The sequence below is a fragment of the Lacticaseibacillus styriensis genome, from assembly GCF_030770295.1.
GTDB lineage: Bacteria > Bacillota > Bacilli > Lactobacillales > Lactobacillaceae > Lacticaseibacillus > Lacticaseibacillus casei.
Map to the genome: position 1 here is coordinate 1,940,682 of NZ_CP132483.1, position 19,623 is coordinate 1,960,304.

Annotated in this window: 19 protein-coding genes; 5 read left to right on the top strand and 14 right to left on the bottom strand. The window is 44.7% G+C overall.

Annotated elements, in window-relative coordinates; genetic code table 11:
* Nucleotides 1-104 precede the first annotated feature (104 nt).
* From LACSTY_RS09295 to LACSTY_RS09320, 6 genes are all read right to left on the bottom strand, one after another.
* On the bottom strand, nt 105-1,454 hold the full coding sequence (locus LACSTY_RS09295; protein ID WP_087912426.1) for a bifunctional folylpolyglutamate synthase/dihydrofolate synthase: 1,350 nt from the start codon (nt 1,452-1,454) through the stop codon (nt 105-107).
* A gap of 9 nt (nt 1,455-1,463) precedes the next feature.
* On the bottom strand, nt 1,464-2,036 hold the full coding sequence (folE, locus tag LACSTY_RS09300; RefSeq protein WP_087912427.1) for a GTP cyclohydrolase I FolE: 573 nt from the start codon (nt 2,034-2,036) through the stop codon (nt 1,464-1,466).
* A 12-nt stretch (nt 2,037-2,048) separates the two neighbouring features.
* Nucleotides 2,049-2,546, bottom strand: a complete 498-nt coding sequence (gene folK, locus LACSTY_RS09305) for a 2-amino-4-hydroxy-6-hydroxymethyldihydropteridine diphosphokinase (protein ID WP_087912428.1) — start codon at nt 2,544-2,546, stop codon at nt 2,049-2,051.
* Nucleotides 2,543-2,908, bottom strand: a complete 366-nt coding sequence (folB, locus tag LACSTY_RS09310) for a dihydroneopterin aldolase (protein ID WP_087912429.1) — start codon at nt 2,906-2,908, stop codon at nt 2,543-2,545. Before folB ends, folK begins: the two co-directional genes overlap by 4 nt.
* A 1-nt stretch (nt 2,909) precedes the next feature.
* Nucleotides 2,910-3,743: a dihydropteroate synthase gene (gene folP, locus LACSTY_RS09315; RefSeq protein ID WP_087912430.1), complete on the bottom strand. Its 834-nt coding sequence runs from the start codon at nt 3,741-3,743 to the stop codon at nt 2,910-2,912.
* Nucleotides 3,744-3,918: 175 nt separating this feature from the next.
* Nucleotides 3,919-5,100 carry an RNA-guided endonuclease InsQ/TnpB family protein gene (locus tag LACSTY_RS09320; RefSeq protein ID WP_087912431.1) on the bottom strand — a complete coding sequence of 394 codons (1,182 nt, stop codon included), beginning with the start codon at nt 5,098-5,100 and terminating at the stop codon, nt 3,919-3,921.
* A 586-nt stretch (nt 5,101-5,686) separates the two neighbouring features.
* On the opposite strand from LACSTY_RS09320, the gene LACSTY_RS09325 reads away from it, so the two are divergent.
* On the top strand, nt 5,687-6,328 hold the full coding sequence (locus LACSTY_RS09325) for a DUF4767 domain-containing protein (RefSeq protein ID WP_087912432.1): 642 nt from the start codon (nt 5,687-5,689) through the stop codon (nt 6,326-6,328).
* Between the two features lie 253 nt (nt 6,329-6,581).
* Here LACSTY_RS09325 and LACSTY_RS09330 read toward each other — a convergent pair whose 3' ends face one another.
* The 6 genes from LACSTY_RS09330 to LACSTY_RS09355 all read right to left on the bottom strand — a co-directional run bounded on the left by LACSTY_RS09330 (nt 6,582) and on the right by LACSTY_RS09355 (nt 12,893).
* Nucleotides 6,582-6,860 carry a helix-turn-helix domain-containing protein gene (locus tag LACSTY_RS09330; RefSeq protein WP_087912433.1) on the bottom strand — a complete coding sequence of 93 codons (279 nt, stop codon included), beginning with the start codon at nt 6,858-6,860 and terminating at the stop codon, nt 6,582-6,584.
* 1 nt (nt 6,861) lies between these two features.
* Entirely contained in the window at nt 6,862-7,224 is a 363-nt protein-coding gene (locus tag LACSTY_RS09335; protein ID WP_087912434.1) for a type II toxin-antitoxin system RelE/ParE family toxin, read from the bottom strand.
* A 459-nt stretch (nt 7,225-7,683) separates the two neighbouring features.
* Nucleotides 7,684-8,352, bottom strand: coding sequence for a Fic family protein (locus LACSTY_RS09340; protein ID WP_087912435.1), 669 nt, complete (start codon nt 8,350-8,352; stop codon nt 7,684-7,686).
* Between the two features lie 263 nt (nt 8,353-8,615).
* On the bottom strand, nt 8,616-11,045 hold the full coding sequence (locus LACSTY_RS09345; protein ID WP_087912436.1) for a CAP domain-containing protein: 2,430 nt from the start codon (nt 11,043-11,045) through the stop codon (nt 8,616-8,618).
* 142 nt (nt 11,046-11,187) lie between these two features.
* The gene (locus LACSTY_RS09350; protein WP_087912437.1) at nt 11,188-11,661 is read right to left on the bottom strand and encodes a hypothetical protein; all 474 of its coding nucleotides are present in this window, start codon (nt 11,659-11,661) and stop codon (nt 11,188-11,190) included.
* Nucleotides 11,662-11,750: 89 nt separating this feature from the next.
* Nucleotides 11,751-12,893 carry a hypothetical protein gene (locus LACSTY_RS09355; protein ID WP_087912438.1) on the bottom strand — a complete coding sequence of 381 codons (1,143 nt, stop codon included), beginning with the start codon at nt 12,891-12,893 and terminating at the stop codon, nt 11,751-11,753.
* Nucleotides 12,894-13,062: 169 nt separating this feature from the next.
* Here LACSTY_RS09355 and LACSTY_RS09360 point away from each other — a divergent pair, with 169 nt between their 5' ends.
* Both LACSTY_RS09360 and LACSTY_RS09365 read left to right on the top strand, forming a co-directional pair.
* Nucleotides 13,063-13,245 carry a YlcI/YnfO family protein gene (locus LACSTY_RS09360; RefSeq protein WP_087912439.1) on the top strand — a complete coding sequence of 61 codons (183 nt, stop codon included), beginning with the start codon at nt 13,063-13,065 and terminating at the stop codon, nt 13,243-13,245.
* A 1,491-nt stretch (nt 13,246-14,736) separates the two neighbouring features.
* Nucleotides 14,737-15,825 carry a type I restriction endonuclease gene (locus tag LACSTY_RS09365; protein WP_087912441.1) on the top strand — a complete coding sequence of 363 codons (1,089 nt, stop codon included), beginning with the start codon at nt 14,737-14,739 and terminating at the stop codon, nt 15,823-15,825.
* A 222-nt stretch (nt 15,826-16,047) separates the two neighbouring features.
* Here the strand turns inward: LACSTY_RS09365 and guaA are convergent, their stop codons facing one another.
* Both guaA and coaA read right to left on the bottom strand, forming a co-directional pair.
* Nucleotides 16,048-17,601 carry a glutamine-hydrolyzing GMP synthase gene (gene guaA / locus LACSTY_RS09370; protein WP_087912442.1) on the bottom strand — a complete coding sequence of 518 codons (1,554 nt, stop codon included), beginning with the start codon at nt 17,599-17,601 and terminating at the stop codon, nt 16,048-16,050.
* Between the two features lie 179 nt (nt 17,602-17,780).
* Complete coding sequence (coaA, locus tag LACSTY_RS09375) at nt 17,781-18,707, bottom strand: type I pantothenate kinase (protein WP_087912443.1); 927 nt, start codon at nt 18,705-18,707, stop codon at nt 17,781-17,783.
* Nucleotides 18,708-18,900: 193 nt separating this feature from the next.
* On the opposite strand from coaA, the gene LACSTY_RS09380 reads away from it, so the two are divergent.
* Both LACSTY_RS09380 and LACSTY_RS09385 read left to right on the top strand, forming a co-directional pair.
* On the top strand, nt 18,901-19,245 hold the full coding sequence (locus tag LACSTY_RS09380; RefSeq protein WP_087912444.1) for a hypothetical protein: 345 nt from the start codon (nt 18,901-18,903) through the stop codon (nt 19,243-19,245).
* A 36-nt stretch (nt 19,246-19,281) separates the two neighbouring features.
* A complete protein-coding gene (locus tag LACSTY_RS09385; protein ID WP_087912445.1) occupies nt 19,282-19,572 on the top strand; it encodes a hypothetical protein in 291 nt (96 codons plus the stop codon).
* Nucleotides 19,573-19,623 lie beyond the last annotated feature (51 nt).

Consider the following 19,623-nt stretch of genomic DNA (forward strand, 5'->3'; position numbering starts at 1 on the left):
AGTTTATCAACATTGAAAGGATCTGCCCTCTTTAATTGTCGTGTTCAACAAACAGTTAAATAAGTCTTCTTCCCCATCCTTTACAGACACAAAGTTTCAAAACTTCATGATCGACTAGTGCTGTCTTCCTCCCACCGCATCTTAACTTGGTTAATAAAGTAAAACGATCCCACTGCAATATAGACCATCTCGTCATCAGCATTCGCACTTATATAGTCAACTGCGGCACTTGCGTTGGGTGCGTTGTAAACCTCATGATCCTGACGCATTTTGTCATGCTCTTCAAAAATGCGATACAACTCATCAGAAGACATCGCCCGTTCCGGGTTGTCTGGCGTTGAGACCACAAAAGTCGCATGCGGCAAATCAAGCAGCCTGTCCACACACAACGCAACTTGTTTGTCACGCAAGAAACCAACGAGAACCGTCAACTTGCGGTTGGGGATGGCTGCCAGAAGCGTCTTAACCAGCGCATCAATCCCGTTAAGATTATGCGCGCCATCAATGACGAGCGTGGGCTTGCTGGAAAGCTCCTCCATTCTTCCCGGAAACGTCACCGAATTGATCATCGCCACAATCGAAGCATCCTTAATTTTACGCGGCTCGCTTGCGTTAAAAGCACTGCACCATTTAAGTACCGTCGCAAGATTGTCGATTTGATATTTTCCCGCAAGCGAGAACTTTAAAGCGCGATGCCAGCGATCATTGAGCCGAACATCAATTAAATTAGACGTCAGACCGCTGGAAAGCAGGTTGATTTCAAAATCTTGATCCACCCACAACTTTGCGTGCTGCTCCTCGGCCCGCGCCGCAATGATGTCATGAGCAACAGATGCCTGCGCAGGATAATCGATCACAATCATCGAATCCGACTTAATGATTTTGGACTTAGCGGTCGCAATTTCTTCGATCGTATTGCCGAGAATTTTCATATGGTCGAGGGCAATTTTGGTGAAGACGGCGAACTTAACATTGCTCGTCGCATTGGTCGCATCAAGTTCGCCGCCTAGACCGCATTCGATAACGGCATAGTCAACGTGCTTCTGGGCAAAAAAGATAATCGCCACCAAATACCACGTTTCAAAAAAAGAGATGTCAGCCTGCGTCAGATTCATTCCAGCCATTCCTTGAATCAAAACGTCGTACGCAGCGAGAAACTCATCCTCAGCAATCATCCGCCGATTGTATTGAATATCCTCACGCTCATCAAGAAGCGATGGACTCGTAAACAGGCCGACCCGATACCCCTCATTCTGCAGTATCTGGGCAATCATGGTTGACGTTGAACCTTTGCCATTCGTACCGCAGATATGAATAGTGGGAAACGTCATATCCGGGCTTCCCAATTGGTTCAAAATCTTTCTAAGCAAATCAACCCGGTTCAAGGAATCATCATACAGCATCACCCGGGGAATACGCGTTAAAACCTTACGATAGCTATCATGCTCAGTCATGAAGTCACCTCACTGATTTTTGATTTCCTGCAAGAATTCCATTCGGTAGTCCTTATTTTTAAACGCGCCAGAGAAGAAGGACGTGAGCGTGTGACTGTTCGCCTTCTTGATGCCACGCATTTCGGTACACATATGCCGCGCTTTCACGACCACCGCCACACCTTGTGGATCGACTAACTTTTGCAGCTCCAAGCCAATCTGACTGGTCAGGTTTTCCTGCACATTAGGCTTTTTGGCAACATAGTCGACGAGTCTGGGAATTTTGCTAAGTCCAATGATCCGGCCATTCTTCGGCATATAGCCAACCGAGACACTGCCAAAAAACGGCAGCAAGTGGTGTTCACACATCGAATAAAACGGAATATCAGCGACAACAACCAGTTCTCCATCATTCGCCAGGGAACTGTTGAAGACTTTGCTTTCGGTGAAAGCTTTCTGATGCAGAGACGAAAACATTTCTTCATAGGCGCTCGCGACTCGCGCAGGCGTTTCCTTCAGCCCTTCCCTGTCAGGGTCATCTCCAATCGCAATTAAAATATTGCGTACGCTCGTTTCAAGTAACGCCCGGTCAAACGGCTTCATGTGAGCACCTCTTTAATTCTCTATTTTTCTAATCTGCTGTGTCCCCTGAATCTTCATGATGGCATCATGTATGCGACGGACCATTTCAGTGTTCCCATCGAAAACTTCTTCAAGTGGCTCTAGAACAAACAACCGATTAAACATTTCATGATGAGGAATCTCGAGGCGCGAAGTTCGGATCGTCTCCTCATCATAAAGTTCAATGTCTAAATCCAGTGTCCGCGGCCCCCAATGGATCGTGCGCTCGCGTTTGAATCTTTTTTCAATTTGATTTAACGCATCCAGCAGCTCGAGCGGTGTGTAACTGGTCTCAATTTTGATGACACCATTAACAAAATTCGCTTGCGCTTCATAACCAACGGGGCTGGTATCATACCACGAAGAGCGGACGGTAACTTCAATTTGCGGATCCGCGTCAATCACATCCACCGCCGCCCCGACCGTTTGCAGGGAATCGCCGAGGTTGCTGCCAAGGCCAATAAAAGCCGTATGCTTCAAACCAGCGCTCATATGGTGATGCACACCTCCGCATTATCAACGATGCCGTTAATTGGAAGGGCGATCTTTTTAATCGACAGCGTCAGCGAACTGAATTTATCCGCAAATCGGGCCTGCAGCGCTTCAACGATTCTGACGCCCAACGTCTCCAGCAACTTGTCCTGCGACAAAGAAACCTCATGCGCGATGATTTTATAAACCACGCCATAGCTGATGGTATTGGCTAACTCGTCAGCTTTTAAAATCGCAAGATCCGTTAACTTCAGCGTGATTTCCGCCGATATCGCGATATCTTGGCCGATAGTGCGTTCTTCCGGATAAACGCCAATGTGCGCATGGAATTTTGCCGAATTGAGCCTGATCACAACTGTCATCCTAAGCCCTCCAAATCTGATTCAGCATGGTCAAAAGCTGCTTGGCCTTTGCCACTTCATGCACCCGCACAAAGTCCACGCCTTGAGACGCCAAGTGCGCCGTGATAGCCTGCGTACCCGCCAATCGCCCGGGAGCGATATTTTCGGTTAAATCGCCGATAAACTGTTTTTGGGAATAGCCATAGAGCATTGGAAAATCATCACTTAACGTCTTGGCTTCGTTGATGACTTTCAAATTCCCGGCCAAATCCAGTCCATAGGCATAGCCAAGTGCCGGATCAAACAAAACCCGCTCGGCCCCAATGCCATATCCTTGCAAAAGCTGTTGTTGCGCATTGAAAAAGTCTTTCAACTGATCCAGCGCTCTGTCAGGATCCAGCATTTTGGGGAATGAATTGTGGGCAAGCACCAACCCTATCGAAGTATCCGCAAGCATGTCAAGAATGAGCTTTTCGGATGCCTCATCCTGAAAAATCAAGTTGATAACATCGACGCCAGCCTTGATCGCAGCCTCTACCACTTGCGGTTTATAAGTGTCCACGGAAATCGGAACGTCCAGCTTCCCTTTTAATGCCAAAATCACCGGTAAAATACGCGCCAATTCGGTTTCCGCGCTAATCGGCTGGCTCCCCGGCTTCGTTGTCTGCCCACCAATGTCGATCATATCAGCGCCTTGGGCCACCAAAGATAAGGCATGATCGACCGCCGATTCAGTGTTTTCATACTTACCGCCATCATAAAAAGAATCCGGCGTGACATTAACAATTCCCATAACCTTCGTCGTACCATCAAGCGGCAGTTTGAAGCTGTTTGCAATAAAATAATCTGGTTTCATCTTAATCTGCTATATAAAACGTGGAAGAATGTCTCTTTGACACCAATAAAGGTTTTATATATTTCCTTTCCTGATTGACAATCCTACATTTCATTTAGTCCCGTCAACAACGGTATTCCCGTCCTGAAATAAATCAGCCCGACAGTGACCGCCTCCTGAACTTTAAGGGTATAGCCTACCCTGTAACCTTTGATTTCGCATAAGCTATCAGATTTTCAACGGCATTTTCGTCTCGTCGCAACCTGACACCACACTGGTAACAATGATAGTCATCATGACCCGTCCGGTGTTTCAAGTTGCCACTCAGCGTGATGCGTTCATCAGCGGTTTTTACATAACCACAGCGTGAACAACGCTGGGTGCTGGGATAAAACCGATCCGCTAACACCAACGTATTGCCATACCAGTCGGCCTTGTACTGCATCATCACTTTGAACTTGCCAAACAATGACCGATGCAAGTTCTTCGCGAGACGTTTATTCATGCGCATATGGTGATTATCCAGATCCTCAATCCCAATTAAATCATAATCAGTGATAAGCCTCGTCGTAAACTTTTGCAGCAAATCCATTTGAATCCGTTCAACTCGTTGGTATTGACGCTTCAACTTGGTTCTCGTTGTGCGATAAGCCTTGGAGTTAAAATGCTTGGAATTTACTTTTCGTTTACGCGCTAATTGGCGCTGATAATGAGCAATACGGGCGTAAAGCACTGGCAGGCGGTCAGGCAAGGTGGGTTGGGTGGCATAGCCAGTTGACGTTTGATAGTCAAACTTGCCGATGTTGGCATCAACGCCAGTGACCGTTAGAACCGGCCGCTTTTCAACAGAAGTCTGAACCTCAATTGAAAAGGAGGCATAGTAACCGTCAGCGTCTTGAACGACGCAAACTTGCTTTAATTCGCCTTGCCAGCGCGGTTGCTCGGCTAGTTTGATGTCATACCAGGCACCAGCACTATGAGGTTTATCCAAACGTAATTTGCCATTCACAAGTTGCGCCCGATCCGTTTTGAATGTCTTGCGGGATCGTTTCTTAGATTTCCAGTTGGGCTTATCGTGATCTGGCATCTTCGGATTGAAGTAGTTCTTCCATGCCTTACCTAGATCTTTCACGGCCAACTGTAAAACTCGGGCTGACTGTTCATACTGCCAGTCAGCTTTATTCCAAACCAGTTCATCGCGCACTTTGCGTTCATTAGGTCGCAACGTTTTATCCGTCATCACCAGAGACGCATCGTACATGGCATTCCACGTTTCAAGGGCTTGATTCCAGCAATACCGGCGATAGTTAAACAATCGCTCCAGTTCACGCCGCATGGTTGCATTGGGATAGAGCTTAATCTTATGCGTTTTAATCAAAAGTTGTCACCTCATCTCAATTAGCCGTTTAAACGCCACTTGAGAGGAAGCTCAGAGTAAGCATTCAAACCAAGGCTAGCTAGCGGAACTTTGGTAAGAACCATCATACAGTACCGATTCAGGCTCTTGTCAATACATTTCGCAGATTAACTTGGTTTGAACACACGAACAGCTTCCACTTAATTATTCTGTCCATGTTGTACCGCTTAATTCCATATTATTCGACATATTTGAGTGCTGTTAACATCCTCTTTTGAGACCCATATGGATTGATCAGGATGTATGCTATAATTCTGGAACAAAATTGCAATGGTGATCGGTGTAACAGGACTAGTGAAGCATTTGTTGCCAATTGTGGTGAATTGAAAAGCATCCCTCTCTTCATCTAAAAGGTACGGGAAGCGAACTATCAGCTTAGATGACAAACAGCCACCATTTTTATAATCAATTGTCCACAATGGAAACAAGGATTAATGTACCATGCAAAAGAAGTTACCGCAATTTTTTGATCAATTTTTTAATCATAAGTTGCGTAACCTCGATCCTGTATAATGATCTATAAAGGTAATAGCTTTGGAGGGATATCATGAAAAAATCAATAATTGGCGTCGCTGCGCTCCTCTTCGTGTTGAGCTTATCAGGCTGTGGCAATCAGCAAAAGACAAGTACATCAAGCAAGTCACAGGTCTCCAGCAGCAAGGCCTCCGCTTCATCGGCATCGAAGCAGCCATCTGCATCAAGCCAAGAAGCCGCAAAGTCCAGTCAGAGTGTCAGTTCAAGCAGCCAACAATCTGTGTGGTCAAGCTCCAAGGGTCAGCAACTTGCCGCATTCATGAGCGACTGGGAAAAGACAATGGGCCAGCAATACGAAAGTTACTGGCAAGGCAACAGCGCTGATATGTACGGGCTGAAAATTCCTGACGAATTAGCTCAGCCAAATGGCACAACAGGCAAGATGGCGATGGCAGTCGGCGACAAAGCCGTCACCTGGGCACTAAGCGCAAACGGCCAAAGTAATGCCGAATATACCATCGTTGCCATCTATTCAAATTCAGTGCGCGCACGTTTTGGAGGTAATTACGTCTACCTATTCACACTACACAATGGCCAGCCTGAGGTACTTGTTACTGGACAGAATCAAGGGAACGAGAATAATTGGATATATTTTGGTGAAACCCGGAATGAGGCGTTGCGTGAGGGTTTTGCCAAGATTATAAAGGGTGATTAAAGCCGTACACGTTTCGTTTTGGACCATTAATGTACAAATGGCTCGGAGAACTTGTTGCCCGGTCTCCTAAATCTGCCCTGCTTTTTCTTAAATCAAACAAACACTTGTAAAAATTTTTAAGAGAACGCAAAAGAGGATCCGCAACGATCCTCTTTTTGTGTCATTTCATTAATTTTTCGCGCATTTAAACAAAAGAGCCAGTCTCGAGAGTTCCGAAAAATGACGCTCACAAACAGTGGGACATCTCTATACCTTAAGTGAATTCAACTTTGAGTTTCTTGCCGAGTGCAAAGGCAATTTTGCTCATGGTATCGAAGCTAGTATTCTGGCCGTGTTCAATTCGTGCAATTGTTGACTGTGGAACATGCGCTCGCTCTGCCAGTTCCCGTTGCGTCAATCCAGCGCGTTCACGCGCGTTCACTAATGCCACTGCACTCTCAAGTTTGACAGATTCGGCATCAAACCCAGCCTTGAACTCAGGATCTTTAAGTTGTTCAACGAGATAATCGTCAAAAAGAATGTCCTTTACCATGTTACTTACCTCCTAAATTATCGTAGTATTCTGTCATGAGTTCTTTGGCATGATTAAGTTCAGACACCGGCGTCTTCTGCGTCTTCTTTGTGAATCCATGCGTAATCACATAATGAGAGCCTTCAGTGTGAAAGTACAAGCCTCGCTGGATATTCGATCCCGTTGTCTGAAGCTCTAAGATGCCATCAGAGATTTTTTTGATCCACATTTGCCGCGCCGCCACTTGTAAGCCAAACTTCTGCGTCTTGGCAATTATAGTGACCTGCGTCTCCAACGATTCCAACGATTTCAAGTTGTCTGAGAATTCTTGGAGTTCATTATGCCCGCTTGGACGCGTGTAAAACTCGAACTTAGGATTTTCCATGAACTCAGTACACGCCTAGTTAACCAAAATATCAATATATGCTATCAAAAAGCTCTCAGTAATAACTAAAAGAGTTTAATGACCCTGCTTTTAAAAAAGCTTGGTGCTTCGCGTTTTCGCATACCATGTTTGGTTTTGAGTTCGGCATTCTTCGCTTCAATCCGATACCGCAACTTAGCAGTGTCTCGAAAAGCTTGGGTTACTTGGAGCCGTCACAGTTCATCATCTTTGGGAATCGAAATATCATATAAAGCGGAATAACGGCTCACAGGCAGTTTAAATTGATGTTTAAGCATTTTCCTCACCGTGTTAGACAAAGTATATCAAAAGACAGGCATGATACCAGCTTTTCTTGACTGATATGATGCCTGTCTTTATTGAGTTTTTCAGCAGCCTCCTGAATTTTAGGGGGTAGGCTTTTTGGTGCTGCGGTCTTAGTACCAAAGCAAGTCGGACATTTTAAAGGTTGATACCTTGGATGCCATTCGTATAGGTCCAGGCCAATATTTCGGTCATATCTCCACTGCGATAATATTGACTGATGAGATTATTCCAGTCCGGCCATTTATCAAGCGGTACGTTGATAAGGCCAACACCATGGTCAATCATCAACTTATTAGCCGTTAACATAGCAGTGCGCTTGTTTCCGTCCCAGAAAAGTTGCCCGCGCATGTTGTGATACAGCAATCTTAACGCCCGCTCAGTGACACTCATGGCAGCATCATTGAGCAAGTCTGTCAACCACTTTTCTTCAGCGGCAACGTCAACATTCGGTGGCACAAAGTCTTCTTTGCTACTGATTTGGACTGTGCTATCACCCGTGCGAAAATGACCGGGATCCAGTGAGTCATGTAACGCGACGATTTTGTTGATATGGCGTTCCACCTCAAGCGAGAGGGGTTGATCATCCGTGGTGATATATTGCCAACCCCGTTTGAGTTGCACAATCACGTTGATGTCATCAATTGGCACACCGTTGACACCCAGTCCATCCATGATTGTCTGCGTTTGAGGCAGCGTTGTGTTGACGCCTTCAAACCGAGCGTCGGTGTGCACAAGCTTAACAAAGTTGGCTCTGGCAAAACGTCTATTTTGGTCTGGCGTGATTTGAAATTTGTCCCGGAACATTGGTGCACCTCCCAAAAAATTTTCTTCAACCTAGTTAAATTATACCGCACATCTCCGTCAGTCGATGATTGCGGCATTCTCTCAGCTTTTCTTAACTGATATGATGCCTGCCTTTATTGAGTTTTTCAGCGGCCTCTCTAAGAACTTACGCTCCACTTTCTTAAATTCGTATTCCTTTTTCTTAAATCAAATAAATACTTGTAAAAACCGTCTTAAAGAACGCAAAAGAGGATCCGATGCGATCCTCTTTTTGTGTCACTTCATTAAGCTTTCTTGGATTTAAACAAAAGCGCCATCATTGAGAACAAGGTAATGAACAACCCAACAACCACGCTTACCAATGAGTTAGTATCGCCAGTTTGTGGATATGACTTCTCAGTCGTGACAGATGTTGCTGGTTTCGCCGCGAGCGGTTTAAGATGTTGACCCTCATCAGTCTTCGTTTTGACATCAAGTGGTTGCGGCTTTGTCGTTCCTTGGCCAGTTCCTTTATCTGTCTTGTTTTGCTGACCTTTGGCTTTCTCCTCAGCTTCCTTGCGCTGTTGCTCCTCTTGTTTCTTCTTTTCTTCTTGTTTCCGCTGTTCCTCTTGTTTCTTCTGCTGTTCTGCTTTTTCCTGAGCTTCCTTTTCAGCCTGAATCATGTCAGCAGACTTGTTGGCTTTGACTTGTTCCAAATTGGCTTCTGCATCATGAACAGACAACAGAGCTGTTGCAAATTCTGCTTGGGCTTTGCTGAGATTTGTCTTGAGAGCAGGTAATCCCGCTTCCAAGGAGGCAAGCTTGTCTTGTGCGGCAACTAGAGCTTGCTGCTTGTCAGCACTATCCAACTGGGCTGCACGCAGTTCGTCTTTAGCATTAGCCAGGTCATTTGCCAGTGCTGCTTTCATGCTGCTAAGTGATTGAACGGTCTTAGCAGCATCGTCAGCGCGTGTTTTAGCAGCGTCAGCATCTTGCCGTGCTTTCAGCAAATCAGCCTTCGCACTATCTAACTGTGCATGGGCTTTTGTTACAGCATCTGTGCTACTTGCCAAGGATGCTTGCGCGTTAGTAAGGTCCTGACGGCTAGTTTCCAACTGAGCATCAGCCCTAGTCTTTGCAGCCGTTGCATAGTTCAACGCTTGGTTGAGCTTAGCACCATCATCATGCAAGGTATTCAAAGCTACTTGTTCAGTTTTGACGTTATTCTCCAATACTTTGCCATCTTTAACCAGCGTATCTAACTGAGCATTCATTTGGTTGATCTGAACGCCGAGAGCATCAACTTTAGCCTGATCTGCTGGTTTCTCAACAGTATAGTCAAAGATGAAGTTTGGCAGGGCTTTGGTGTCTGAACTTCCTTTGCTATAAAACAGACTGCTCCATAATTTGCTTTGCGCACTTGTCATACCAAAACCATCAGCCTCAAAAGTGGCGGCACCCGCTGCAGGATTATAGGCGATACCAAAACTACCAGCAGTGTATAGCAAGTTTGCACGATGTCCATAGTGTTTGCTATTACCTGCGGGATAGAGATTATTGGTTTCATCATACCACCCTGTCAAAAGATCATAAGCAAATTCCTTATCAGATAGAACGCCGCCCACTTGTCCTACATTTTCAAAATATGGAGAACCATAATGTTGGATATTGCCCGGAGTTTGCATATCTGCATATTTCTGAGCCACTTCAGTCATAGATTCTGACATTTGAATGGGTGGCTGGCCATTCAAGGCGCGTAACTGATTAAGATACTGTGTGAAGTAAGTGCGCACATTATCCATATTTGGTACGTACTGCTGATTCTCTGGCATTGGTTGAACAATATGTTGCTCGCCTGTAAACTTAGAATCCAACAAGATATTGGAATAATCCTGCGAAAAATCAACCACTGATTGCGGTGCTTCCGCTGCCGCCTTTTCTTTTTCTGCTTCGGCAATCTTTTGATTAAGTGCGGCTTGATCAGCGGCGTTTTGCGCTAGTTTGTCTTTTGCCGCTGCCACAGCTTTAGCCTGGGCATCTTCGGTAACTTGATGGCTATTAACATCCTGTTGCGCCTTATCTACCGCATCGTTTGCTGCATTTGCAGCTTGCTCGTCACTGGTCACCTTATTATTAGCCGCATCAACAGCTGACTGTGCTGTTTGCTGTTGTTTGTCTGCAGCGTTTACCTGATCCTGTGCCACATTAAACTGATTTTGTTGCTCGTTTACTTTTTGCTCGCTTGCGGCCAAGTCGTCTTTAGTTTTGTCAGCCTGTTTCTGAGCATCCTCTTGTGTCGCTGGCAGCGCATCACTCTTTTTCTGCGTTTCATCGATCTTAGCCTGAGCGTCTTTGGTAGCCTGGCTCGCTGCATCTGCTGCCTGCTCAGCTGCCTCAGCATCCTTTTGGGCCTGTTCAATTTCGGCCTGTTTGGCTGCAAGATCGTTTTTCGCATTTTCAGCCTGTTCCTGTTTGGTCTTTGCTTCTTGATTGGCTTGGTCCAGCTGATCCTGCGCTATCGCAACGTTCTTGTCATATTCTTGCGCATTCTTTGGTTGCGTGTTGTTGTCACCGGTCTTTTGGACTGATACCTGATCAGTCGATGTGTTCTGCGTACCCGAATCTTGTGTACTTGCCCTCACCACTTGCTCGTTACCCAACTGAGTTGAAAATAACGTAGCCATTGCCACACCTGTGTACAATGCGCCCTTTACGAGATTATTTTTTGCCCTCATTTTTGCTTCCTCCAAAATTGTTATGGCTCCCCAGCGTCACAATTAAATCAGGTGCTTTACTTCCAAAAGTTATGTCTATGGGTTATATCAAGGTTTTAAAAAGATTCACATTTGGAACTTTATTGGCAAGCTTGTCTATGCGTTACTTCACGCTTGTTGATTTCTTGTCAAAGTACAAATTCAAATCGGTCTTATCCGTATCATCAGAAAGTGCAGCAACGATTTTGTTCTTCATAGCCACTAATGTGTTACTTTCATAAAAAGGAACTGAGATAACTTGAACCGACCCAGATTTGTCAAAACTCAACGTCTTTTGAATACCAGTGCCAAAAATTCCAACCCCAATCAAGGCAATGATGAGTGCACCGATAAATGACGTGCCAAGCGAACCTAACGCGCTTAAGACCAGGATGGCGCCAAGAATGATTGGAAATACACGATATTTCGTACTAGTCCGCAGATTTGAGACATTTTTCAAAGGAACGGTATCTTCCTCAGCGCCTAATGGAATAAACCACAGAATAACATTCGGAATCTTAGTCTTAATAAAACGACCGTCGACTTCAAGATGACCCTTTATCCAAAAAAATAATAAACTCACAGAAAAATCAAACATTTTACTTCCTCCCAGCCCTTTAGGCTTTTCCATTCTGTTTTCAATACACTTTCAGGCTTTGTGGCCATTTGTGACTCTGGCGATACTTTTTATAGCTTTAATTCTTGAGCATTGGCATGACTGTATCTAAAGTCGGATACCGCATCTTTCTCAGTCTTCTGCCAAGACCCAAAATATTTGGAATATTTAAATTGATCAAGATCTTCGGCATGTAGTTTACCCCCGTAATAAGGCAGACTATTGTAGCCATAATTTTGGTACATAACCTTTGGAGCATCACTTCCAGCAGTCTGCGTGATTTTTACGACAGTCACAAAACTGATGTATTTTGCTGATTTCGGGACCTTTTCGTATGCGCCACCAATGGCAACTGTCGACAAATAATTATCTTCGACGCTGACATAAGTTGCGACCGGCTTAAGATCGTACTTAAAGATATCTCCCGATTTGTGTTCGGCTTGAGCATCAGACAAAACGCTAGACTTAAGTTTTTCCCAGTCCGTCACGGCAGATACGGGTTTTAGACCTGTGACCTTAAAGTTGACATGATTAGGGCCAGATAATACTCGACCTTTGTTAAGCTGTTCATTTTGGTAAGTAGAAGACAATTTAACTTCGACTTGATCACCATTCTTCAGGTTCTCATCATGAGCAACTGACAAGCGACCTTTTGTATTCTGATTAGATTTTAGTTCTCCAAATCCATCAATACCTGAAAACGTTGGCTTATAATTACCAATCACGTCTTTAAGCGTATAGCTCTTCGTCTGCTTTAACCCGGAAACCTTAAAAGTCTTAGTTCCCCCTTTAATAGGCAAATCCTTCGTGGCATCCACAGTTAACTTAACTGTGTCGCCATTAGACAAGCTTGACTCTTTATCAAAAGAAATCTTGATGCTATCCAATTGTTTCTTTGCATCTGCAAGTTTATTCATTTCTTTGATATCTGTTAGAAACTTGCTTGGTACATGGTCATTGATAATTGCCTCGGCATCATTTTGCGAAATGCCATTTTTAGTCAACACAATAGTTTTAATTTTCTTTGACACCTGATCGCTATCGTAACTCACCGTTCCATAGCCATTGTATCCTTCAAATTTAGGTGAAATATAAGACAAAACATTTGCCGGCTGACTTGCAATAAATTTAAAAATACCAAACACAACCATAACGCCAATAATGGCAGCAATGAATAACTTCCGATGTTTTTGAAATAGCTCCTTGACTTTCATACTGATTAATTCCTTCCCCAACCATTGCGATTTTTGCCTCCATCAACCGACACAAGTTTCTTAAATGCTTACGCCCCCCTTTCCATCGCATTGCATATATATTGCTAAACGCAATGCATATTTATTCACGGTCATTTCCTACAATTATCTTGCAGGAGGTGATATAAGAATGACTTTCAAAATTCGCCCGGATCGTAAAGAAACCGAAAATAAAACAATTCGCTTTCCCCTTGAGCTTGTTGGGAAAATTGAAAAGGCCATCGAAGGTGAAGGTGTCACTTTCTCAGGATTTGTCATTCAAGCTTGTGAATATGCTCTCGATAACATGGACGACAGCAAAAACAACGAATGACAAACGTTACACCATCCTGCTCTCAAATTTTACATCATGCACTATTTTTTGCAATACAAAACGCAATATTTAAACAAGACTTTCTGATTTTTAAAAAGACGTGCAACGAAAAAGCTGGAGCCTCAACGATTTGTATCGTTGGTGCTCCAGCTTTTTAATTCAAGTCTCGTGCTGTCATTGTGGTTGTTTCTGTTCAATGTGACAATGCATTTTGGGAGTGCTGCAATGTGGCCTCACTACACCATTGCTACCTAGTGCCGATTTCGGATCCAAATTGCCGCGCGTTAAAGTGATTTGCTCATCAAGATCCATCGGCCTTGCCATTCTTGTCAAAAATAATCCTATTCATGTTTAGTACACCATGTACTGCTCTGTTATTCGACGCATCAGCCTGGATTGAGGCCACCTCGGTCTTGTAGTCAAGCTTCACTATGACTAGATTAGCATCTTCTCGTTTGGTTATTTCTTCATGGCTTGCTCCTGCTCAACAACACAGTTCCAAGATCCTTGGCGTCTTTATGCATTTTCTACAAACCGAAAAATTAACCTGTTACCGCTTCTAGCTCCTCTCTGGAACTATCACCTTAGTAGTAGTCCGATTGAAATGGCCTGGCTCTTTAAAATATTGACATCACTGACTTGTAACGTCATCGCATTGCTAACCTGTTCATCAAAAAAGCTGAAGATTCTTCAACTTCTTACGTTTGATTTACGTGGTACGACACCAATCTGGGCAAAAAAACAGTTTAACGATTTACTCAGGACAGTGGTGTTAGAAAAACTCACATCTTTGTATGAGATTCTGCTTCAAATGGCTCTGGGTCAGGTTTATCTCCCAAAGTTTTTTTGCTATGTCGTCCATCGATTTTCCATCGTGAGCGTGTTCTGGATGCTCTGCTATCTTAACCCACCAACGATCATCGATAGGATATTCGTTGAACTTTTGTTTTTTGAAGTCTCCACACTTTGACACCATAATGTTTCGCTCCCAATACTCTCAATGTCTGATACCGCTGGTCTGCTTCAAATCCGATCTCTGGATGCCGTTGAACCGCTTGCAATTCAATCTGCGTAGTGTTGAGACTCAACAATTCTTTAGCCAGTTTTGCGTGCAAGTGCATTGTAGCATCATATGCTATTACAAAGCTATATCTAAACAATACGTCATAGTTAAAGTTTACGCCAAGTCCAACACGTTTATGGTAAACTTGATCTTGAAGGGTTTGAAAACTAATCCAATGAAATTTGATCCCACACTTGGCCAGCTTGGTGTCCCTCGGCGCGAAACGCGGTACATTTAACGGGTACAACGGACGGATACCTTGACTAAGCTTATGCAACTGCCACTTTAGAAAGAAGAGTCTAAGATCCGGACATTGGAGGGACCATTTAATAAACATAAACGAACCAAACTCTAAGCAATACTCTTTTAATTGGATTTTTAAACGAATATCAGGGACGAATATCGAAGACAGAACTTTGGAGGAAATTATGGAAAAAGACGAGTTTTCACAAAAGATAAAGAACGTTTCAAAACGTGTCGATCAATTAAAGGACAGTTTAAAGACTGAAGAGGCAACCAAAAATTCACTTATCATGCCTTTTTTCCAAGCTTTGGGCTATGACATATTCAATCCTCTTGAGTTTATTCCAGAATATACGGCTGATGTAGGCATTAAAAAGGGTGAAAAGGTTGACTATGCCATTGTAATAAATGGCAAGCTCCAGATTCTTGTTGAGTGCAAGGCAATAAACGAGGGATTAAATAATCACGATTCCCAATTATTTAGATACTTTGGCACCACAGATGCTAAATTCGGTATCCTATCAAACGGTGATGAGTACCGTTTCTTCACTGACTTGGATAAAGAGAACAAGATGGATTCGGAGCCGTTTCTGACGATTCATCTCAGCCAATTGCGTGACAGTCAGATTGCTGAATTATTTAGGTTCACTAAGGATAACTTCGATGAAGAAAGCATCTCTTCATCTGCATCCCAACTAAAATATACGAACCAATTCCGTGATTATTTAACTAGCCAGTTGAAGTCAGTAGACGAAGAATATGTTCGGTTTATTCTCTCTAAGGTCTTTAATCAACGAGCTACGCAAGCAAACATCGAACAGTTCACCCCAATTATTCAGGCAGGATTCGCACAAGCAATTCAAGAAGAAGTTAATGACAAACTTAGCTCCGCACTTAACACTTCTGTAAGCTCAACGGTTACTCGGGCTGAACCGTCCTCAGAGCAAAAAGAAAGTGAAGACGATGGCGAGAAATCTGAAGAAAATGAGATCGTCACAACACCAGCTGAAATTGAAGCATATACAGCCGTCAAGATAATTCTTCGTGACCAGCTTGATGAGGGACGCATCTTCTACCGTGACAATAAAAGTTATTTTAACGTTCTTCTCGATGACAACATCAGAAAATGGATTCTGCGGGTTTACTTTAGGAAAAATAGAAATTGGATTGTCCTGAACAATGAAGAGAAAGAGAACATTGAGTTTGTTCATCCGATTGATCTTGTTCAATACAAGGACAAAATTACCTCTGTTGTTGATTCGCTTCAACCATGATTCTACAACAATTATGCTTTAACTTTTAATGGCCTCTCGAGGGCCTTTATTTTTAGATGCAATCCGAACGTACGTTTGTAAAGAGGTGCCCAATGCTTATTTAGAAAACAGTCATCCAAAGTGAGAAAACGGAAAAATTATCGGGCAGGACTAGAAAAAAGCTGAAGCACCAACGATTTTCATCATTGAGCTTCAGCCAAATTCATTTAAATTTTGTACCGGTCATTCCCACTCAATCGTTGCCGGCGGCTTCGACGTAATATCATACACAACCCGATTAACGTGCTTCACCTCATTAACAATCCGACTTGAAATCTCCTGTAACACATCCCAATCGATTCGGGCGAAGTCGGCGGTCATGCCGTCGATGGAGGTGATGGCGCGGATGCCGATGGTGTAGTCGTAGGTTCGGCCGTCGCCCATGACGCCGACGGAACGGAAACCTGGCAACACCGTGAAGTATTGCCAAATATCCTTATCCAAGCCGTGCTTAGCAATTTCTTCCCGCAAGATATAATCGGAATCGCGGACGATTTCCAGCTTATCTTCAGTAACCTCGCCGATAACGCGGATGCCGAGGCCCGGGCCTGGGAATGGTTGGCGCCATACTAGTGCGTGTGGCATGCCGAGCTTTTCGCCGAGTTCGCGGACTTCATCTTTGAAGAGTTTGTTGAGCGGTTCGATGAGCTTGAACTTGAGGTCTTTTGGTAGGCCGCCGACGTTGTGATGGGACTTGATCGTTTGGGCGGTGTCGGTGCCGGATTCCACGACGTCGGTGTAGAGCGTGCCTTGGGCGAGGAATTCGATGCCGTTGAGCTTGGCGGCTTCTTCATTGAAAACTTCGATAAAGTCGCGACCGATGATTTTGCGTTTCTTTTCGGGATCGGTAACGCCTTTTAGATCATTGAGGAAACGATCTTTGGCGTCAACCTTGATGATGTTGAGGCCAAACTTGCCTTTGAGGCTGTCCATGACCTGTTCGGCTTCGCCTTTACGAAGTAGACCGTGGTCCACGAAGATGCTGGTCAATTGCTTACCGATTGCTTTGTGCAGTAGAACGCCGACAACCGAAGAATCAACCCCGCCGGAGAGGCCTAGCAGAACGCGTTTGTCGCCGACTTCGGCCCGGATTTTGGCGATTTGCTTGGTGATGAAATCGTCCATGCTCCAGTTGGCTTCGGCGTGGCAGACGTCGAAGGCAAAATGATGCAGAATCTCGTGGCCGTACTGGGTGTTTTGCACTTCGGCGTGGAACTGGATACCGTAGAATTTGCGGTCGTCGTCATCCATAGCGCTGATCGGGCAATTAACGCTAGTGGCCGTGCTACGGAAGCCATCTGGTACACGGGTTACCAAGTCGCCGTGGCTCATCCAGACGGTTTGATCTTTTGGCAGGTCACGGAATAGCTTGGCGCTGTCGTCGGTCACTTCAATGTCGGCCTTGCCGTATTCGCGGTTGTCGGCCGGTTCAACATCCCCACCGAGCCGCTGCGCCATCAGCTGCATGCCATAACAGACGCCCAGAATCGGAATGCCGAGTTTAAAGATGTCTTCGTCAACGCCAAGCGCGCCTTTGTCATACACACTGTTGGGGCCGCCTGAGAAGATAATCCCTTTTGGCGCAATTTCTTTAACTTCTGCCGCCGTGATGGTATGAGGCTTTAATTCAGAGTAGATACCAAATTCCCGGATTCGCCGGGTGATTAACTGATTATATTGACTGCCATAATCGAGGACGATGATCTTGTCGTAATCCTTGTTCTGGTCATTTGCCACAGTCCGCCACACTCCCTTGTTTGAATGCACTAATTTTACAGAGTTTTCATAGGCTGGTCAATCGTGAGTGAGAAGCCTCTCATCTAAGAAATTGCGAAGCCGCCGCGTGATTGGCCGAGTTAATGCCAGATTGTCTGGCAAGTTGCACCCGATTTTTGAAAAAAGGCATGCGCCCACCGTTACCATTTTCGTAATGCGACCTGATCGATTTTGTGGCCGGTCGTTTTATGCAAAATGATGTCCGCCCGATTTTTAGTGGGCAGGATGTATTCATTCAGGTTCTTAAGGTTGACATCCCGCCAGACTTTCCGTGCCATGTCAAAAGCGTCCTTGCGATTTCCGATGGCGTATTGATAGTAGTAATTGCTTGGATCCGTGAAGGCTGTGTCCAGCAAAATGCCGAAGCGCTCCAGATACCACTGTTCAATCAAGGTTGGATCGGCGTCGACATAGATTGAAAAGTCAAAATAATCACTGACATAAATCGGTTGCTTGCTAGGCAGCTGTAAGACGTTGATGCCTTCCACAATAAGAATATCCGGCCGGTCGATGACCTCATACTCATTAGGCACAATATCGTAAATCTGGTGACTGTACTTCGGGGCCCGCACCACGCCGCTAGCATTTTTGACGTTGTTCATAAAGTGAATCAGCAGCTGCATGTCATAGCTTTCGGGGAACCCTTTTCGATCCAAAATGCCGCGTCGTTCCAGTTCGGCATTGGGATAGAGGAAACCATCCGTGGTGATTTGTTGGACGCGCTTGTCCGGATATGCTCGGCTCAGTAGCAACTGAAGCAGGCGCGCGGTCGTACTTTTGCCGACTGCCACCGAACCGGCGATGCCGATGATAAACGGCGTGTGCGGATTGCGCTGCATCCCCAAAAAGCGGCTCAAGGTAAACATGTCGCCTAGGTAATCCTCATAGCGAATATGAATCAGGTGGCGCAATGGTGAATAAATGGTTTTGACATCATCAAGACTGATTTCATCGTTCAATGAACGTAACTGCGCCAACTCGGCATCGGTTACGCTGGTAAAATTTTGCGAGTGGAACTGGGACCATTCTGCCCGATCAAACTTATAAAAATTCATTTCGGATTGCATAACTTACCGTGTCCTTGCGTTTAATGCTTTTATTTTAGCATAGAAACGACCGGTTATTTCGGCCAATCGGTTTTGCTTGACAGCCGGGAAAAGGTTGCCCACAATTAAAGCAATTAGTTCATGTTTGGTGCCATCATGAACTCCCCGGATTCTGAACGCGCCGGCTTACGCTCACTACCATCGGAGGGTTGCTATGTTTGAATTTCTTTCTATTATTTTGGAACCGTTACTCGAGATCATTCTCATTCCGATTTTTTGGCCAGAATTCGATCTCGAATCATCGCCTAAATTTAATTTATTTCGGATTTTGCTAACGCTAGCAGTCAGTGGATTCATTGCCGGTTTTGGTATTTGGCTTTTATTGCATTTACTGACGGATTCGTTTAATACAGTACCACTATTTGGCGGCTTGTTGTTCCTAGCAGCAGGCGGTTTCCCAGCTGGCCATGCGCTGATCGATTTTTTCGGCTACCGACGCACGATCCGTCGACAGCGAGATGCTAAAATTAAAGCAGAAAAACCTTATCAGGAACTTTAATTGGCTGAATGGTTAACATTAAGGAGATACTACCCGATGCGTCAAATCATTAGCTTTGTCGCTTCCATCTTGTTTATGTTCTTTCTCTTCCCCAGCTTCAAACATCACCCGCGCCCGATCTGGTACTGGATATGGTATTTGTCATTGGCAATCGTCTGCATCGGGGCCACTGGATTCGGCCTTTGGATGCTCGTTGTTGCAAAATTCCGAGTCAAATATAGCACGTCTGTTTTAATGGGCATTCTGATGATTGCCTTAATGCCAAGCGCCTTGATCCGTGCGACGCTTTTGTTCCGTGCCTATCGCAAACGCAACAGTCATCAGTAATCGCTTACCATGTATCATGCTTTTGCCAACCAAATTCCGCGGCCATTCATT

Excerpts from the sequence above, each read along its gene's own strand:
- folK (WP_087912428.1), bottom strand. The coding sequence starts at position 2,546 with ATGAGCGCTGGTTTGAAGCATACGGCTTTTATTGGCCTTGGCAGCAAC.
- LACSTY_RS09355 (WP_087912438.1), bottom strand. The coding sequence starts at position 12,893 with ATGAAAGTCAAGGAGCTATTTCAAAAACATCGGAAGTTATTCATTGCT.
- LACSTY_RS09295 (WP_087912426.1), bottom strand. The coding sequence starts at position 1,454 with ATGACTGAGCATGATAGCTATCGTAAGGTTTTAACGCGTATTCCCCGG.
- folP (WP_087912430.1), bottom strand. The coding sequence starts at position 3,743 with ATGAAACCAGATTATTTTATTGCAAACAGCTTCAAACTGCCGCTTGAT.
- coaA (WP_087912443.1), bottom strand. The coding sequence starts at position 18,707 with ATGCAATCCGAAATGAATTTTTATAAGTTTGATCGGGCAGAATGGTCC.
- LACSTY_RS09335 (WP_087912434.1), bottom strand. The coding sequence starts at position 7,224 with ATGGAAAATCCTAAGTTCGAGTTTTACACGCGTCCAAGCGGGCATAAT.
- LACSTY_RS09385 (WP_087912445.1), top strand. The coding sequence starts at position 19,282 with ATGCGTCAAATCATTAGCTTTGTCGCTTCCATCTTGTTTATGTTCTTT.
- LACSTY_RS09350 (WP_087912437.1), bottom strand. The coding sequence starts at position 11,661 with ATGTTTGATTTTTCTGTGAGTTTATTATTTTTTTGGATAAAGGGTCAT.
- LACSTY_RS09360 (WP_087912439.1), top strand. The coding sequence starts at position 13,063 with ATGACTTTCAAAATTCGCCCGGATCGTAAAGAAACCGAAAATAAAACA.
- folB (WP_087912429.1), bottom strand. The coding sequence starts at position 2,908 with ATGACAGTTGTGATCAGGCTCAATTCGGCAAAATTCCATGCGCACATT.
- LACSTY_RS09340 (WP_087912435.1), bottom strand. The coding sequence starts at position 8,352 with ATGTTCCGGGACAAATTTCAAATCACGCCAGACCAAAATAGACGTTTT.
- LACSTY_RS09380 (WP_087912444.1), top strand. The coding sequence starts at position 18,901 with ATGTTTGAATTTCTTTCTATTATTTTGGAACCGTTACTCGAGATCATT.
- folE (WP_087912427.1), bottom strand. The coding sequence starts at position 2,036 with ATGAAGCCGTTTGACCGGGCGTTACTTGAAACGAGCGTACGCAATATT.
- LACSTY_RS09365 (WP_087912441.1), top strand. The coding sequence starts at position 14,737 with ATGGAAAAAGACGAGTTTTCACAAAAGATAAAGAACGTTTCAAAACGT.
- LACSTY_RS09330 (WP_087912433.1), bottom strand. The coding sequence starts at position 6,860 with ATGGTAAAGGACATTCTTTTTGACGATTATCTCGTTGAACAACTTAAA.
- LACSTY_RS09325 (WP_087912432.1), top strand. The coding sequence starts at position 5,687 with ATGAAAAAATCAATAATTGGCGTCGCTGCGCTCCTCTTCGTGTTGAGC.
- LACSTY_RS09345 (WP_087912436.1), bottom strand. The coding sequence starts at position 11,045 with ATGAGGGCAAAAAATAATCTCGTAAAGGGCGCATTGTACACAGGTGTG.